We start from the raw sequence: 18,717 nt of genomic DNA, 5'->3' as shown, positions 1-18,717 counted from the left end.
TTATAGAATTTTTTAAATATAATCCGTCGTTTCGCAGAAACGACGGATTTTTTATGTTTAAACTTATAAATAAGACTTATATTAAATGAATATTTTTCATTTAATATAATATTTCGGTGGTTGTGATTAATAATAGCGTTATTTTGAATGAAATTAATTCGTTCAGGTGGTATTGTTTTTGTATTCAGTTAATTACAAACACCAAATAATTTATTATGAAAAAGATTTTTACCTTTATCGGATTCGTTTCGGTAATTCTATTTACAAATGCCCAAATTGTAATTAATGAAATTTATGGTGGAGGTGGAAACACAGGATCTACTCTGAAGAATGACTACGTAGTTTTAAAAAATATAGGTTCATCTACGGCTTCTCTTGTTGGAGCAACAATCCAATATGCTCCGGCAACATCTACGTTTACTCAATATCATACGTTACCAAATATTACCTTGAGCCCCGGTCAAAGCTACTTGATTCAAGAGGCAACAGGTGGAGGTGGAACTGTAAATCTTCCGAGCCCTGATTTTATTGCTACCACAGTTATTAATTTTGACGGATCTTCTAATCCTTCCGTAGGAATTGGAATCGCTGTTACTTCCGGGAAAATAGTTTTAGCCAATAATGCAGTACAGGTTACAGGTCCTTTGAGTTCAAATGTTGCAGATTTTGTAGGATACGGATTAACGGCTAATCAGTTTGAAGGTTCAGGACCGGCTCCTTCTCCGACTACCACAACAGCTATTAAAAGAATTTCCGGTGATACAAATGATAATACGATTGATTTCACTACCGGAGTTACTAATCCTGTTAATTCAGGAGGCGGAACATTAGCCATTGCAGAAACTGACTTCAATGACTTTAAATATAATTTTATTCAAAACTCTTTTGTTAAAGAAAATGAAATTATTTTTGGAGGCGAAATTCAAAATGTAAAAATTTACAATATGTTTGGTCAAATGGTGAAAAAATCATCCACAAGACCTATATATAATCTGGATGTAACGGATTTACCAAAAGGAAATTATATCGTTACAGGAACAATCAACAATGAGCCTGTATCCCAAAAGATTTTAAAAGATTAATAAAAATGAAATGTATATACTATGAAAAACAGTGTGCAGTTTTGTACAGCTGTTTTTTTTAATACCAACCTCTTCTTGCAGCATTAATGATTGATCCAAGGTTTAGGACCAGGGTGTATCTGATTCGTTTTGCATAATCTTTGAAAGAAGGTTCGAATCCTAATGAAGACTGAACCGGGAAATAAATTTCAAGGAAATCCGGGATAAGTCTTACTTTGATACCACTGTCCCAAATAAATTTTGTCGGCTGATTCTTATTTTGATAAACTCCCGCATCAGCATAGACATGGAAAATTTTCCATACACTGGAATCTACATTTACAGAACCGATCCAGTGATTGACACTTCCGGGAAGAAAAGATTTAAAACCACCATCGGCCAGAATATATTGCTGTGATAAAATACCGCTTGTTGCACTTTGCCCTAAAAGATTATAGGAAAAGGAATAATCTGAAACTCTGGAAATTCCATAATTAAAAGTATTATTACGGGTATTGTTTTTTATAAAATATCCAGCGAATAATCTGACGCTTAATTTTTGTTTTGGAGCAAATTCCCAACGATAGAAGGCTTCTGCTGCCACTTTATGGAAATCTTCCATCCACTGCGTACTTACACTTAAACTTTTTTCGTGGATGCTTTGATTGTCACTGTATCCATAACCTACACTCCAAAGACCGTATTTGTCATAATCATTTCTGGCGATCATGAGAGGACTAAGATCTCTCTCTAGGTAATTATACGAAATACCAATACCTCGGCTCACGGTACTTCTTGGATTTTTCCTGAAATTGATATTTGAAAAAACAGAAGCTTTTCTGTAAGCCAGATCATAATCGTAATGAAAATAAGAACCGGAAACACCAAAAGTTAAACTTCTGATGATACTTTCTGCTGGTAAAAATGAATAGGAAACTCCTGCAGAACCGGTTAGTTTTCCTGTTCCTGTACTGTAAGTAGGAGTAACAGAGTATAAAAACTTCTGATCAAAAAAAGACTGGTTTTTGAAATTAAATCCAATGAGAAATTTATCATATGTATTGTTGAAACGCACTCGCGGACTTACATAAATTTCATTAAACTCCGGGTTCGGAATATCTTTTATAAGTTTAAATTTTATCTTCTTGGTATTAGAGAAAAATCCTTTTGCATATAAAAAGTTATCCCTGTATTTTGATTCAGGGAAAATATAATCATCATTGAGCGTGATTTTATAAACATCCAGCGCCGGAATAGAAAAAGTTTTTATTTTTTCATTTTCTTCAGTTTCTACCCAATAGTTTTTTTCTTCACCTTCTTTGGTTTGTGTTTCTAACTTTACAGGAATGGATGCCTGTGTATTTTTATAAATTTTAATGTGTAAAGAATCGTTTTCTTTTTTTATTTTTTTCAGCTTAAAATTAACTCTGTTTTTTCTGGAGATAAAATCTGTAAGATAAGCTGTTCTTTTATCAACTTCTGCCAGCTCTTTCAGGAAATCTTTAGGATCCACCTGCTTGTCAGTATTTCTTTTAATAAAGCTCTCTACAAGGGTATTGAATTTTTTATAACCCATTTTTTCGGCAGAGTAGTTGAATAGGCTTCCGGTTTCAAAACTGCTGATAGCCATGTCATTAAAATTACTTAGAACGGCATATTTTTCATCAATCTTCTGATCAAGGTTTTGAGCAACAATATATTGATAGGTCAGACCATAGCGGTCAATCAGATTAACTTTCGACGCATGAAACAATTTTAAAGGCTTTACCCCCAAAATTTTAGCTTCCGGTAAATGCCCCAAAATCTTTGCATCTGCATAGAAATTTTTCAGATATTGAATTTCAAGGTAAGATTTTAATCCGTTTTTGAACCAGTGATAATCCTGTTTATCAGTAATAGTACTTTCGTCTAAGATCTTTTTGGCAATAATTCCAAAATAATCCAGATCAGTTTTTTCAGCATCGGTAAACAATTGAAACCTGAATTTCCAGAAGGTAATATCATTGTTTCCAAAGAAATCTTCTTTTTCCCTGAATTTTTCAGAAATAAAAAGACGTTCAGGCAGAAAACCGATTCTTTCTTTTATAAACTTTAACTGTAACGGAAGGTAGAACTCTAAGTTTTGTTTTTCTTCAGGTTTTAAATTATAACCAAATTTTACTTCCGTGTGAATTCCTTCCGTATCAACATTGATGGATGGGTATTCATTTTGTGAAATCAAAAACTCCGGGTCAGAATCAAGATAACCCTTAAAAGAATTCATTTGAATCTGTTTCAGGTTGCTTTCTATAAAATGATTGACAGGAAGATCGAAATTGACAGTCCAATACGTATTAAAACTTACGGATTCTTCAATATCATGATAATTTCTTTTGGAAATATTGTCCGGATCAAAATGATCCGGAACAATAAAGAAATATTTTAAAGCTATATTTTTATCAGAAGTCCCATATCCTGTAAATTTTTTATCAGGAAGCTGAATCTGATATTGCAATTGTAATTTTATACTTTCTCCCGGCTTCAACGTATTGCTCAAAGGAAGAAAGAAGTTTTCATCAGAAATATTATTGACCGGAATTTCCAGCTGATCAGAATTTTTAATACTCAAACTTAAAAGCTTTCCAAGCTCTTCTGTTTTGGCAAAATGCAGATCCGTATTTCTGTCTTCAAGTTTTCTGTAAACTAATGATGTTCCTCTTTTATGATAAGCCGAAACCCAGTTTAAAAGTTTTATGGAACTGATGTCTTTTTCAGAGTTGTTATAATAAACGAGCTCCTGATTCACAGCCAGCGTTTTCTTATCTGAAGACAATTGTGCTTCGATATAAATACTATCTTTCTGTGCAGAAACCTCTACAACCCCCAGAAACAAAATAAGACAAATACTGATTCTTTTCAACTTTCTTGATAAAGTACCAAATATAACTTATTTTGTATATAATTCAAGAAAGAAAAAGTTAATTCTGAGTTACTTTTTCTCTAAAGAATTCAAATAAGCATTCCATCCTTCATTTTTATAAGTAACGGCTGCCTGTTCTGGATTATCAGATTTATAAATTCCTCTTCCTACAATAATAAAGTCAGTATGAAGTGTTTTGAAAACGTGTTCCGGAGTATTGTACTGCTGGCCTTTTCCATCCCCTGAATCTGCCAAATTTACACCTGGGGTGAACAGTAAAAGATCCTCAGGGATTATATTTTGTGAAACGCCTCCGATAACATTTGGATGTGATAAAGCAATTTTTAATGCTTCTTCTCTATAGCTGTTGGTGGTTAAAGTTCCTTTGGAAGACATTCCCACGATAGCCACAACACCTACATTATTGAAACAGTCTAAAGATTCGAACCCTCCGATTACCTGCGATGTTACAAAATCTGCCCAATCTGTAATTTTAAAAACTCCACTTGTAAACTGAAGTTCCTGCGTATTTCCGATATCAGCAAATTTTCGGTCTTCCATTAATAAAAACTGATGTTTTTCAGCTATAGCTTTTAACGGGCTTATCGTTTTCTCATAATCAAAATCAGAAATAATATCAATATGAGTTTTTAATGCAATCACATGCGGACCTACTTTTTCAGCAAGATCCAATAATTCCTGAGTTGTGGTAACATCAGCTGATGCAATTAAATTTGATTTTTTTGCTAAAGCGGTTTCTAATAATTTTTTTGAAACAGAATGTTGTGAAACCTCTAATTTTTTCTCATAAGAAGGTCTTACTTTTTCTTCAAACTGAATGTGATTCCCCTGTAGGAAGTCCTGAATTCTTTTTACCTCTTCATCCGATAATTCACCATTTTCCTGAAGAATTTTGCAAACTTCAGAAATGTTGAAAAGGGTATGAACTCTGTAGCCTTTGCTTTCCAAAAGTTCTTTTCCGCCTTGTTCTCTGTCCAAAACAACCACGATATCCGCTACTTTAAGGTCCTCCTGCTCAACTTCTGCAATCGTTTCTATCAAAGATTTTCCTGAAGTAATCACATCTTCCACCAAAAGACAGTTTTGTCCTTTCTGGTAAATTCCTTCAATTAGCTTTTTGGTTCCGTAATTTTTGGCTTCTTTTCTCTTAATAATTAATGGAATATAACTTTCCAACGACATAGCTGTAGCCATCGGAAGAGCAGCGTAAGGAACTCCGCAGATCAGATCAAAATTATCTAAAGGAAGCATTTCCAGTAAATAATTTGCCAGATTTTTTAAAATTTTAGGATCCGAAGCCAGAGGTCTTAAATCTACATAAAAAGGACTTTCAATACCGCTTTTTAATGTAAATCTTCCGAATTTAATGATACCGAGCTTGTAACACTCCAAAAAGAATTCTTTTTTACTTTCCATTATTTTTTATTAGATGTTGCAAATTTAAGAAATTGATGTTAAAATCAATTGCCAATAGTGAATTTTGCGTCGTTGCTGAAAAACGAACCTGGTTTATTGTTAATTTTAAGGAAACGATGAATTTTAAACTTTGTCGGAACAACCTTGATGAGCTCAATATATATTAGGTTATTAGCAAAAAAACATTCCAGAAAGGAATGTTTTTTATTATTTTATGATTTGCGCATCAATTATTTTAGTATCTCCAGAGCTGTATTTTCGTTCAGCTTCCCAAAGTAAAAATTTATCGACTTCTCTAATTAGTTTCGGAATAGTCAGGGATAAAACCGCAAGATCATCCAAAACGCCTAATACCGGTACAGCAACCTCAGGAAGTAAATCGATCGGAGAGATCACATACAAAAGACCTAACAACGGCAGAATAATATCAATAGACCTCATAGGGTAGTCACCCTTGCGCCACATTTTTACCATTCTGAATATATCAGGAATTTTTTTTATAAATCCTTTATGGTTGATCGCTTCTTTAGCCAAATTTAATTTTGAATACTTCATTTTGTGTTTAGTTTTAAATAATTTTTCAACTATACAAATTTCGCAAATTCTGTACCAACTAACTATAAAATTTAGTTAAACTTTACTTAATAATATTATCAATAAATTGATGGGTAGATTCTGTATTCCAGTCTCTTGAAGCATCTTCTTTGATCAGGATTCTTCCGTTTTTATCTAAAAGAAAGGTAGTAGGGAATACCTTTGGAAGTATCTTTTCCGAGATAGGACTCTGTGCAATATAGACAGGGACAGTGTAGTTATTTTCTTTCAAAAACTTTCTCACAGCATCTTCCTGATCATTCATTGCAATTAATACAAAATCGACATGATCCTTTCTGGTATCATATAATTTCTGAATAGAAGGCCATTCTTTTCTGCATGGAGGACACCACGTTCCCCAAAAGTTCAGAAAAATTGCTTTATCCTTGAAATTTTTAAGATTGGTGCTCGGGGCATTGATTCCTTTTAGTTCAACATCATAATCTTCATCACTGATATGAACGGCATTTTCAATCGTTGCAATGGGAAAGAACATATCTTTAAGCTTGTCTTTCACTCCCGGAACGAAGGCGATCACTCCAATGATGACTATCAGTACAAGATAAATTATATTTTTTTTCATTTTTACTTTTTTGATAAAAATTGTTTTAATCTGTATATTTTAACTGAAAAATATTGAGATTTTCACTTCGTATACGATAACATTGCTATTATTAATTTATTCTTTGTAAATTTTCAGCTGTCATCCTGAATGTGAAGCAGTCGAAGGATTTTATAGTTATTGAAGTTATTGAATTAAAGCAATTCTAATATTTCCTGAACCGCATCTTTTCCTCTGTTTTTAGCATAATACAGCTGTAGATCGTTGTAAAACTGATCTTTTGTATATTCTTCAGGATTAGCTTTATATTTTAATAATAGGTCTTTGCCGTATTTTGGACGTGGACCCCATGAATTTTTTACATTAAAATCCTCGTCAAGGATAATAATTTTCGGAATAGATTCTGTACCGTTGGTAAGAAACTGACTGATTAAACTTTTGTCACTGTCTCTAAGGAATATTTTCACTTCATTTCTACCTTCAAAAAATTTAACCAATGCGGGAACAGTAGCGCTTGCATCGCCGCACCATGCTTCTGAAATAATTAAAATTTTTCCGTCAAAGTTTTTTGAAGCTAGTTCTTTTAATTGCTCTTCATCCGGAACATATTTTTTTAATGTTCTGTCCATTCTCTGAAGTCCCAATTCGTAATATTGTTTGTAATCAATTTCTTGTTGATTAGAAGGATTTTCAAGTCTTTCTCTTCCTATGTGTACATATTCTTCGAAAGAAATCCCTTTATCCCAGTAATTTTTCATTACTTAAAATTTATATTAAAAATTATTGATATTTCTTGTTTTGTTGATCAAAAATAAATCCGCCAAAACGAAAGCTGCCAGACTTTCCACAACAGGTACCGCTCTTGGAAGTACACATGGATCGTGACGTCCTTTTCCTTCTACAATAGCAGGATTTCCATATTTGTCAATGCTTTCCTGAGGTCTTAAAATAGTGGCTACGGGTTTAAAAGCTACACGGAAATAAATATCCATTCCGTTTGAAATTCCACCCTGAATTCCGCCTGAAAGATTAGATTTGGTAGTAAAATCTTCGTTAAAAAGATCATTATGTTCTTTTCCTGTCATTTTAGCCCCACAGAATCCGCTTCCGTATTCAAAACCTTTTGCAGCATTGATATTTAACATGGCTTTTCCCAGTTCTGCCTGAAGCTTTGAAAAGACAGGTTCCCCAATTCCTACAGGAACATTTTTAATCACGCAGGTAATGGTTCCGCCAATGGTGTTGCCTTCTTTTTTGATCTCTTTGATTCTTTCGATCATTTTTTTGGCAGTTTCTGCATCAGGACAACGAACTTCATTGCTTTCAGTTTTTGAAAAATCTAATGCCTGGTAGGGTTTTTCACAGAAGATATCACCTACAGACGAAACGTATGCGTTAATCTCAATATCTGATAAAAGCTGTTTGGCTAAAGCTCCGGCTACCACCCAGTTCATCGTTTCTCTGGCAGAAGATTTTCCTCCGCCGCGATAATCTCTTAAACCATATTTTTGATCGTACGTAAAGTCTGCGTGACTTGGACGATAAGAATTGGCGATATGATCATAATCTTTTGATTTCTGATTTTCGTTTTCGATGATAAAACCAATGGGAGTTCCGGTTGTTTTTCCTTCAAAAATTCCTGAAAGAAATTTTACAGTGTCACTTTCTTTTCTTTGTGTAACAATTGCCGACTGACCGGGCTTTCTTCGATCCAGTTCGTATTGAACTTTATCAAAATCAAGCGCTAAACCTGCCGGAAAATTATTGATTATTCCACCATAAGCCAGACCGTGGCTTTCCCCAAATGTTGTAAGACTGAGAAGATTACCTAGAGTATTTAACATAGCACAAATTTACAGCTTTTTATTCAGATAATAAGGCTTGGAAATTTGTTCTATTGATATGAATTGTTGATAGAATTGATGATGCTTTGAGCTTCTTTTTTTTCTTTGGAATTCAGATTTTTCCAGATAAAGCCTTCTTTTATGTTATGTTCATTTATTAATTGTGGAAAAATACCTGCTTTTTCATCATCAAAAATAAAACTTGATGAAATAGCGGGCACCGGTGTTTTATAATTATATGGATATTTTCTTGAAACATTGAATTTTAGATTTCCGACCCTGAAAGTATCATAATCCGTTGGTTCATAGACTGAAGGTTGATAGAGTTGATCAGTTTTAAATGTTCCCATGAAATTTCCGGGGTTGAAGCTTGGCAGATAAGTTTTAACAAGCTTGGGGAAAGACAGCAACACAATAAAAAACAAGCTTAAGCTTGAAAATACAATTACGGATTTCTTTTGATTAAAATAGCTCAGGAACATTAAGAAAAAAATGACAAAAAATACATCTGTGAAAAATCGGTATTGTGCTGAAAATAATAATACTAAAATTGTTTTTATGAGTAAAGAAATCCAGATGAAAGTAATGATCCTGCTTTTTTTAATAAATGTAAAAACGGTAAATAATAACAAACTTAGAATAAACAGGATATTTATTTTTGATTTTATTCCATCCAGAAAAATCCAGTTTCTGATATAATCCAATGTTGAAAATTTTTGAATTTCGGCATAAGAATATTGCATATCATATGTTTTCTGAATGGCATATTGTGAGGAGGTTTTTAAAACTTCCGGAGCGGGTTTCCAATATATTCCTAAATCTCCGATTGCCACAGGGAAAACAGGATATCCAAAGGTCCATATATTTTTAATGAAAAATAATGCAATGATGAATATTCCAGGAATCAAATGTTTGAAATTTGGCCTTACTATAAATACAGAGTAGAGAAAACTCAAAATAGGCACCCAGATCATGGTGGGTTTTATGACCAGTACAAAAACTGAAAAAGCAAATAGGAGAGAAGTATTTTTATTGTTGTGGATAATTTCATTTAAAATAATCAGTGAAAAAACGATTACCGGTAAATCGGGGCTTGGAGACTGGGAAAATAAAAGCATCACAGGAACAAAACAGAGTTGTATCCAACTTTTTCTTTCGAGACTGTATACGGAGTAAACAATCAGAAGAATGCTATTTATTCTTAAAAAAGGATCAGAAAAATTAGAAAATCCTGCCTGAAAAATATGCCAGACCGACATTTGACCAAGTGTGAGATCTAAATTTGAAATCCCTTTAACCAGTCCAAATTCTCTAAGCCATTGTACAGTCGGAACATAATATCCAAAATGATCTAATATATAAGGATAAAATGATCCTGAAAATAAAATAACTCCTGAAGCAATTAAAATTAATGAAAAATCTGTTTTTGAAAATGAATAAAAACTATGATATAATCTATTTCTGAAAAAATTAAAAAACCCCAATAGAAGAGTTGGAATTTCTACAGATATATTTAAAGGAATAAAAAATGAAAGAACGGTCCAGATCAGACTGATTCCCAAAATTCCGGAAAGTATCTTTGCAGAGATTCCCTCAAACATCGGACCTAGTATATTTTCCATAATTTTCCCCCAACCCATTAAGGCAGGAATAAGAAAAATTGTAGAAAGAAGTATCAAAATCATAAAAAAAGATTGCTTAAAAATAAGCAATCTTTTATTCTTTTTGAAAATATATTAATTATTTTGGCTGTACTCTTCCGTCTTTTCGGTCTCCGGCTCTACCAATTGTATAACCGGTTGCTCCACCTACAACACCACCAATCACGGCACCAAGACCTCTGTTTTTCTTGGCAATAATGGCTCCGGCTGCTGCACCACCTACGGTACCGATAATAGTACCCTTAGCGGCTTTACTCATTCCTTTTTTCTTAGTGGTTCCCTGAGATGCACTGCTTCCGTTGTCTGCGTAATTTCCATTCGAGCTGGAACTTGGTCTGTCTCTGTAGACAGTATGTGTTTCTCTGATCACCTGGGGCTTGGCATTGGCGGTGGCTTCACTTTTTGTTTTTTTTGCTTCCACAATGCTGTCTGCTTTTTTCTGAGCTTCATAGGCCATTTTTTCTTTTTCAATAGCCAATTTTTGTTTCTCTATATCTAGCTGTCTCATCTGGAACTCCATTTTCTGCTGTTCCAGAGACTTTTCTGCTACCTGATCATCTTTTTTACAGGCTGTCATTAAAAAAACTGACAAAATACCTGTTAACACTATATTTTTCATAACTCAAATTTTAAAGGATTGTTACTGCCGAATGACTTTAACATTATATGTATTTTCAATTATGAAGCCAAATTTTAGTTAAGTAATGTTAAATAATATAAAAAACACTTAAAAGTTTAGTAGTTTGGTCAGAGTAGGATGTATGAAACCAGAAGTAAATTTTCAATTAAATAAAAAATATTTAAATATAAATTTAATTTAATGACTGATTTTCATTTAGTTGATGTAAAATGATTAATTTTGATTCATTAAATCTTTATTTTAGCACAAAAATTTACAGTTTAAATTGAAGCTTGATAAGAATGGAAGATGGTCCGGTTATTGCTCAGGTTTTGAACCAAAGAAAAGAAGTTGAGTATTATTAATATTTATTGATGACTTTGAGTAAAATTTTTAAATAAAAGCAAATAATTTATGTTTTTATTCACTGTATTTAGAAATAAATAGTAAATTTGCCACTCAAAATAAAATGATATATCTAATTATTCATTTATTTTGAAAGTATTTTGTTTGTTTCGATAATGCTTGTTATCTTAGACATCTATTTTGTTCTTTTTTAGAATATTTAGATTTAGAATTTTAAAGAAAAAAGAATATTCTTAAAATATAATAGCTCTTGCTATTCAAGATATTCTGTTCAGTTCATTCTGAATAGATTTTTTTCATCATTTGTGTTTTTACGGCCTCCTTTCATCGGGAGGCCATTTTATGTAACACAGATTGTTGGAAAATAATAAGGAATAATCTTTTTATGACTGAGCGCATAAAATCAGGAGATTTGATATTCTATTTTTGTACATATAATACGACAAAAATATATTTCTAATATAAAAAAGTTTTTTTTCATCATTTGTGTTTTTTTGACCTCCCTCATCAGGAGGTCTTTGTTTTTAAGCACAAATAATGATTTTTATTTTATTTATTAATCTGAATAAAGGTTTTGTCTGATATTCTAACAGACTGTAGATTTCTTCAGAATTGGTATAGTGATCAGGTACCTTATTATTGTTGATACTTTTAATGCCTCTTCTTTGCATGGTCTCATAAATTACTCGGGCAAAAGAATCTTTGGCATTTTGCTTAGAAGATTCCTGAGATATCCCTCTTGAATGTAGTCTGTATTTATATAAAGGTTCTTTGATGAATTTGGCATCTCCAAATTCAAGTAATTTTAAATATAAATCCTGATCTACTGCAGTTCTTAAGTTTGCATTTATTCCTGATGTTTTCAGATATGCTTCTTTTTTAAAAACAAAAAAAGCGGAAATCTGTATAGGACAATTAAAGAAGTATTTATTATTGTGAACCTGTTTGATTTTGTCAAAAATCTTATCAGGCTTAAGATTTTCATCACAGAAAAATAATTGGGAATAGGTAGCAATAAGGTCTTTGTTTTTGTCGAATTCTTCTAATGATCGACTGATTGAATCCGGAAGGAGGGCATCATCCGGATCTAAGTATGCATAAAAATCTCCGGTTGCAAGTTCTGCACATTTTCTTTTTGAAAATCCACATCCTTGATTGATCTCGTTTTTGTAAAAAATAAATCTTGGGTCGTCTTTTATAATATCTTTAATTATTTCTACTGAGTTGTCTTTCGAATCATCATCAACTATAATGGCTTCCCAGTTTTCATATTTTTGAGCAATAAGTGAATCATAGCAGGCTTTAAAATATTTGCCATTATTATAATTAGCAATCAGAATTGAAACTTTCTTCATTTTTTCAGTCTTAAGTGTTTGTAATTCTTATTTACACGAAACCCGAATTCTGAAAGTATCTTTTGATTAAAAGGAACATGAAAAGATTTGAATAAATCGTTGCGATCATTTTGAGTATAATCAACTTATTAAGATCAGATACAATTGTTATCAGATGGAGTTTTTTGAAGTAGAATTTTATTAATTCCTTGTTTGCAAAATTAGAAGAAATATACAAGATTACGGCTACTGCATTTCTACTGCATTTTTTTAACGTATTGATTGTTAATTGTTTATTTATTTGATTAGTGTTAAATGTTTATTTTCAAATAATAAAATTCAAAAATAAATGTTTATACTTTTGTAATTGTTACTATTAAACGTTCGTTTTAATATTAAGGATAAAGTAATGAGTTGATCACATGGAATATGAAAACTATTATCTATTTCAAAATTCTATAAAAAACATCGTGATATATACTATGTATTATTAAAAAACGGTTTAGATTTGCACGATTAATATAAATAATAATAACTTATGAAGAAAATTTCTACTTTTTTAGTACTTCTTCTGTGTTTGATTAACGTCGGAGTCATGCCCGTCGTTTATGGTCAGGCACCTGCAACATTACCTTATACGCAAGATTTTTCGGCAGCGAATGATTTTACGTTTGTTAATGGTACGCAGATCAACAAATGGGTTTACGGTACATTTACCGGAAATCCTGCAGGCTCTATTTATGTCTCCAATGACAATGGTGTGAGTAATGCCTACACCATTAACACGGCGAGTACCGTGCAGGCATATAGAGATATCGCAATTCCTGCAGGAGCTACCATTGCCAATCTTGCATTTGATTGGAAGTCAGGAGGAGAAGGTACTACTACTATTTACGACTATTTTAAAGTTTGGTTGGTACCTGCTACATTTACACCAACCGCAGGAACTTTGATTACTGCAGCTGCAGGAAGAATTCAGGTAGGTCAGTTTACTTTACAGAGTAGCTGGCAGAACTATGTGAATCCTACATTAAATGTAAGCAGTTTTGCAGGACAGACCATGCGATTGGTATTTGAGTGGAGAAATGATAATTCAGGAGGAACGCAGCCTGCTGCTGCTATTGATAATATCAATGTAACGATTCCTTCTTGTATTCCGCCTTCTGCAATGGCTACTCCTACTGTTGGAGCAAACTCGGCTACTTTAGCCTGGACTGCACCAGCTCCTGCACCAGGAAGCGGATATGAATATTATATCAGTACAACCAATACAGCACCTACCGCTGCTACAGCTGGAACGCCAGTAGCAGGTACTTCTGCAAACCCGGGAGGTTTAGCGCCACTTACCACTTATTATTGGTGGGTACGTTCTTCTTGCGGAGCAACAGATAAAAGTGTGTGGGTTGCGGGTCCTAGTTTTATTACGACTCAGGTTCCGGCTACAGTGCCTTATACTCAGGATTTTACTGTAGGGAATGATCTTGAGATTGCAAACGGAACTCAGACTAATAAATGGTTCAGAGGAACAGTAACAGGAAACCCTGCTCAGGCTCTTTATATTTCAAATAATAATGGAGTTGCCAATGCATATTCGATTACAAATACGAGCAGTGTTCATGCATTCAGAGATATTACGATTCCTGCTGGAACTACAGAAGCTGCATTATCTTTCGACTGGAAAGGTGATGGAGAAAGTACTTTCGATTTTATCAGAGTATGGTTGGTTCCTACAAGTTACTTACCTACAGCAGGGACTCAGATTGTTGCTGGTACAGGAAGAATTCAGGTTGGAGGAAACTTCAATCAGCAAACGACATGGCAAAATTATTTAAATACGACTTTAAACTTAAGCAGTTTTGCAGGACAGACGATGCGTCTTGTTTTCGAATGGAAAAATGATGGATCAGGGGGTACGCAACCTCCGGGAGCAATTGATAATATCAGTTTAACAATTCCTACTTGTAAAGTGCCTTCTGCACTGGCTGTTTCAGCAATCGGAACAAACACTGCAACATTAGGATGGACAGGCCCAACTCCTGCTCCTGCAAGCGGATATCAATATTATATTACAACAACCAATACACCGCCAACTGCGGCTACTGTTGGAACAGCAGTACCAACAGGTACATCTGTTATTGTTTCTACTTTAGCACCAAACACCAATTATTTCTGGTGGGTACGTTCAGTTTGTGTGGGTACAGACAGAAGCTTCTGGGTAGCTGGTCCTAGCTTTACTACAGGACAGGTTCCTGCAACGATTCCTTATGTTCAGGATTTCACCACAATCAATGATTTTGGATTTACAAACGGAACACAGGTTAATAAATGGTTCTATGGTGCGGCTACCGGTAATACAGGAAAGTCAATCTATATTTCTAATGATAACGGAACGAGCAATGCCTATACGATATCATCTGCAATCAGTACAGTTCATGCATACAGAGATGTAACAGTTCCTGCGGGTACTACTACAGCTACTTTATCTTTTGATTGGAAAGCTGAAGGTGAATCTACTTGGGATTATTTAAGAGTATGGTTGGTTCCGGTTTCATTTACACCCACTTCCGGTGCACTGATTACTGCAGGAACAGGTAGAATTCAGTTAGGAACAACTTATAACCAGCAAGGTACTTGGCAAAGTTATCTTAATCCGAACTTAAATATAAGCAGTTTTGCAGGACAGACCATGCGTCTTGTATTCGAATGGAGAAATGACGGATCTGGGGGAACTCAACCGCCAGCAGCTATTGATAACGTGAAAATTCTTATCTGTAGCAATGCAACTCCAACGCCTACTGTAAGTGCTGTTACTCATAATTCGGCTACTGTTACATGGGGACAAGATTTAGGAGGAGCTTCTTATATTGTAAGATACAGACCAGTAGGTGGTGGTGGAGCTTGGCAGACCGTAAATGTGGCAGCAGCCCCTTACCCTACAACAACCAATACAACTAATTTAACAAACCTTTTATCAGCAACTTTATATGAGGTTGAGGTAGCTGCAGTTTGTAATACGACACCTGGAGCATATTCTCACAGCCAATTTACTACGAAGTGTGATCCTACACCTCCAAATGTTAATGCCACTAATATTACAACAACTTCTGCATTAATCTCTTGGACACCTCTTGCGGCAAGCTCAACTTACGTAATGAGATATAGAGTAGTAGGAAGCGGTACTGCAGGATGGAGTGCTGATATCAACTTACCGGTTGCTCCTGCCAATACGTATGTTCTTAATAATTTAAGTGTGTATACTTCATACGAAGTGCAGATTGCAAACAAATGTGACGGATCTACCACACTTAATCCATGGTCGAATCCAAAAGTATTCACTACGGAAAGAACATGTGATTTACCTCCTCCGGGATTAACGATTACCAACCTTACTACTACAACAGCTGTTGTGGCTTGGGATCCATTCCCGGGAGCTTCTTATCTTATCAGATACAGAAAAGTAGGTATTCCGAGCTGGACAACAGTTGCTGTTAATACAAATACTTACACTATTACAGGTTTACAGGAGTTGGTTCAGTATGAAATGATGGTAGCGAATGTTTGTAGCGGTACTCCGGGTACATATACATTACCATACGTATTTACAACACCAACAGTGATGTATTGTAATATGTCTTCTACAAATTCAGCAGATGAATATATTTCTAAAGTTTCTGTGAAGCCAAACGGTAAACCGGAAATGACAAATACATCGGGAGCTTCTACATATACTGATTATACAGGAATTCCTGCTAAGTTTATTGAGTTAGTTCAAGGTTCTACAGGAAACGAAATCACGATTGAAAAATCTTGGGTAGGCACAAACAATAAAGAAGGAATTGCGGTCTGGATCGACTTTAACAGAAATGGATATTTTGATATCGATGAAAGAATTCTAGTTTCTTCTCCTAATACAACGACTCCTGTTAAAGGAACGTTCAGTGTGCCTACAGATGCATTCATCAGTATGACAGACTATAAGTATGTAGTGATGAGAGTGGCAATGCAGAGAGACGGGATCCCTGTAAATTGTACAAACTTCGATAATGGTGAAGTAGAAGACTATACCGTAAGAATTTCTAAGCAACCGGTTCCTAATGCTGTTAACCAGGATGAAATCACAATTTATCCAAACCCGGTTAAAACAGTTTTAAATGTTAAGAATATCAGCAAAAGAGCTAATTATAAGATCTACAATGCTGCGGGTCAAATAGTATCTAATGGGATTATCTTAAATAATAAAATTGATGTACACGCATTAACGAATGGTGTTTATGTAATAGACATCGAAGATACAGAAGGTACGGCACAAAAGAAATTTATCAAAGAATAAAAGTTTGATATTATCTTAAAATAGAATAAGCTCTCAGAAATGAGAGCTTATTTTTTTATAATTACTAAGTTAAATATGAAAATCAAATTGAATACATTTACATGGTTAAAAATAACGTAGCTTTAGTTTTTAATCGGTATAAAATTCTTGTCTGATATTCTAGAAGTTTATAAATTTCCTCTGCATTGGTGTAAGTTTGAGGAACAGATTTGTTATTTATTTCCTGGATTCCTCTTCTCTTCATGGCATCATGAATGACCTTTGAAAATGAATCTTTTGCTTTCTGTTTAGATCTGGATTGTGAGATTCCGTTAGGGTGCAATCTGTATTTATATAATGGCTCTTTAATAAATAGTGCATCACCTACTTCCAAAAGCTTGAGATACAGATCCTGATCTACTGCACTTGTGAGTTCAGGATTGATACCTTCTGTTTTTAAATAAGCACTTCTTTTAAATACAAAAAATGCAGAAATCTGAATAGGGCAGTTAAAGAAATATTTATTATTGTGAACCTGTTTTATCTTGTTAAAGATATTTTTTGGCTTAAGCTTTTCATCGCAAAATTTAAGTTGAGAGTAGGTGGCTATAATTTTGTCATTATCATCAAGTTCTTCCAGAGACCATTCTAAGGCATGAGGATAGAGTGCATCATCCGGATCCAAATAAGCGCAATAATCCCCAGTGGCAAGTTCGGCACACCTTCTTTTTGTGTATCCACATCCTTTGTTTGATGAATTTTCATACACTTTAAATCTCGGATCTTCTTTAATGATGTTATGAATAATCTCTAAAGAATTATCTGTAGAAGCATCATCCACAATGATAACTTCCCAACTCGCATGCGACTGGCTAATGATAGAATCATAGCATTCTTTGAAGTATCTGCCATTGTTATAATTGGCGATAAGGATTGATATTTTATTCACTTTTAAAAGAATTATAGTATAAAGGTATAAAAAAATAATATGGTTTTCGTTAAAATAAGTTTTCTTTTTTGTTAAATTTTTAATTTTAGCGTTATTTTTTGAATCAAAAATATATAATATGTTGAAAATCTGATTTTAATGAATTTTCACCGTTAAATTAAAGTCACTGTTTGGTGAGTATTTATTTGGATAATTATTATCAATACCTGACTGTGGTCATACTATTAAATCAAAAATATTTAGTATAAAAGGATTTGGGAATTTAAACTGTCGGGATAAAGATAAAATAGAGTCTGTTACTATATTATCAACAAGTTCTGAAGTAATTCTCTTTGGCAGTAGAATGTTTACGATTTATTTTAATTTATTCTCTTTGTGATTGTGGTCATAAATGTTTGATAATTAAATTTTTATATTTGATTTCAATTAATAAGTGTTATTAATATCTCAGTAAAGTTGCCCCCTCCCGTAAGAGGGGTTTTCAAATTTCAGCGACGATAGTAGATTTTCTTAATTCTTTTTAACATTCTATATGCTGATTTCATATGCTCTTTAGAACTTATTTTTTTATTTCTCCTAAAAGACAATTGTTTATAACTTCTTTCACTTATTGACCTTGTTTTCTTGTAAAATTTTAAACTATTAAAATAAAGTTAAAATGAAATTTGCGTTAAATATTGGCACAATATTTCAATATAAAAAAGTAACTCATGTTTAATTTGAGTTTTCATGGTTATTAGTTTTTATCCTCGGAGAAGTCCGGGGATTTTTTATTTCTCTTTCATTAAGTTTGTTACTTCCGTGTCTAAATACAGTATATAGTTCGTTTTCGTATGGATCTTTATATGATGACAAATTTTGATGATTTCTTTTCAATTCTTGAAAAGAAAAATTATCACCCAATTACTGATTAAAGTATTTTTTTTTTTTTTGAATTTATTTTCAGGTTTCGGGGGGGGGGGGGGGGGGGGGCGCCGGTAAAAAAAAAAAAAAAAAAAAAAAAAAAAATTTTTTTTTTTTTTTGGGGTTTTTTTTTTTTTTTTATTTTGATAAAAAAAAAAAAAAATTTTTATAAAAATAAT

The 18,717-nt window shown here is 33.4% G+C and carries 12 protein-coding genes; 2 read left to right on the top strand and 10 right to left on the bottom strand.

What is annotated here, in order from left to right; genetic code table 11:
* The first annotated feature begins 215 nt into the window (after window positions 1–215).
* On the top strand, window positions 216–1,082 hold the full coding sequence (locus tag M2373_RS09070; RefSeq protein ID WP_259109826.1) for a lamin tail domain-containing protein: 867 nt from the start codon (window positions 216–218) through the stop codon (window positions 1,080–1,082).
* Between the two features lie 58 nt (window positions 1,083–1,140).
* Here M2373_RS09070 and M2373_RS09065 read toward each other — a convergent pair whose 3' ends face one another.
* The 9 genes from M2373_RS09065 to M2373_RS09025 form a co-directional block, all read right to left on the bottom strand.
* Window positions 1,141–3,960, bottom strand: a complete 2,820-nt coding sequence (locus tag M2373_RS09065; protein WP_259109823.1) for an aminopeptidase — start codon at window positions 3,958–3,960, stop codon at window positions 1,141–1,143.
* Between the two features lie 69 nt (window positions 3,961–4,029).
* Complete coding sequence (pyrF, locus tag M2373_RS09060; RefSeq protein WP_259109820.1) at window positions 4,030–5,397, bottom strand: orotidine-5'-phosphate decarboxylase; 1,368 nt, start codon at window positions 5,395–5,397, stop codon at window positions 4,030–4,032.
* A 207-nt stretch (window positions 5,398–5,604) separates the two neighbouring features.
* Window positions 5,605–5,952 (bottom strand): YkvA family protein, encoded by a 348-nt coding sequence (locus M2373_RS09055; RefSeq protein WP_259109818.1) that lies wholly within the window; start codon window positions 5,950–5,952, stop codon window positions 5,605–5,607.
* Window positions 5,953–6,034: 82 nt separating this feature from the next.
* The gene (locus M2373_RS09050) at window positions 6,035–6,574 is read right to left on the bottom strand and encodes a TlpA disulfide reductase family protein (RefSeq protein WP_259109815.1); all 540 of its coding nucleotides are present in this window, start codon (window positions 6,572–6,574) and stop codon (window positions 6,035–6,037) included.
* Window positions 6,575–6,747: 173 nt separating this feature from the next.
* Window positions 6,748–7,311 (bottom strand): thioredoxin family protein, encoded by a 564-nt coding sequence (locus M2373_RS09045; RefSeq protein WP_259109813.1) that lies wholly within the window; start codon window positions 7,309–7,311, stop codon window positions 6,748–6,750.
* 15 nt (window positions 7,312–7,326) lie between these two features.
* The gene (gene aroC / locus M2373_RS09040; protein WP_259109810.1) at window positions 7,327–8,397 is read right to left on the bottom strand and encodes a chorismate synthase; all 1,071 of its coding nucleotides are present in this window, start codon (window positions 8,395–8,397) and stop codon (window positions 7,327–7,329) included.
* A 50-nt stretch (window positions 8,398–8,447) separates the two neighbouring features.
* A complete protein-coding gene (locus M2373_RS09035; RefSeq protein ID WP_259109808.1) occupies window positions 8,448–10,082 on the bottom strand; it encodes an LIC_10190 family membrane protein in 1,635 nt (544 codons plus the stop codon).
* Between the two features lie 55 nt (window positions 10,083–10,137).
* Entirely contained in the window at window positions 10,138–10,677 is a 540-nt protein-coding gene (locus M2373_RS09030) for a YMGG-like glycine zipper-containing protein (protein WP_259109805.1), read from the bottom strand.
* 890 nt (window positions 10,678–11,567) lie between these two features.
* Window positions 11,568–12,398, bottom strand: coding sequence for a glycosyltransferase family A protein (locus M2373_RS09025; RefSeq protein WP_259109803.1), 831 nt, complete (start codon window positions 12,396–12,398; stop codon window positions 11,568–11,570).
* A 517-nt stretch (window positions 12,399–12,915) separates the two neighbouring features.
* On the opposite strand from M2373_RS09025, the gene M2373_RS09020 reads away from it, so the two are divergent.
* Complete coding sequence (locus tag M2373_RS09020; RefSeq protein ID WP_259109800.1) at window positions 12,916–16,707, top strand: fibronectin type III domain-containing protein; 3,792 nt, start codon at window positions 12,916–12,918, stop codon at window positions 16,705–16,707.
* 97 nt (window positions 16,708–16,804) lie between these two features.
* On the opposite strand, the gene M2373_RS09015 is transcribed toward M2373_RS09020, so the two are convergent.
* Entirely contained in the window at window positions 16,805–17,635 is an 831-nt protein-coding gene (locus M2373_RS09015) for a glycosyltransferase (RefSeq protein WP_259109797.1), read from the bottom strand.
* Window positions 17,636–18,717 lie beyond the last annotated feature (1,082 nt).

Source organism: Chryseobacterium sp. JUb7, from assembly GCF_024806495.1.
Classification (GTDB): domain Bacteria; phylum Bacteroidota; class Bacteroidia; order Flavobacteriales; family Weeksellaceae; genus Chryseobacterium.
The sequence above is the reverse complement of the archived record's forward strand: the minus strand, read 5'-3'. Positions and strand labels throughout refer to the sequence as shown.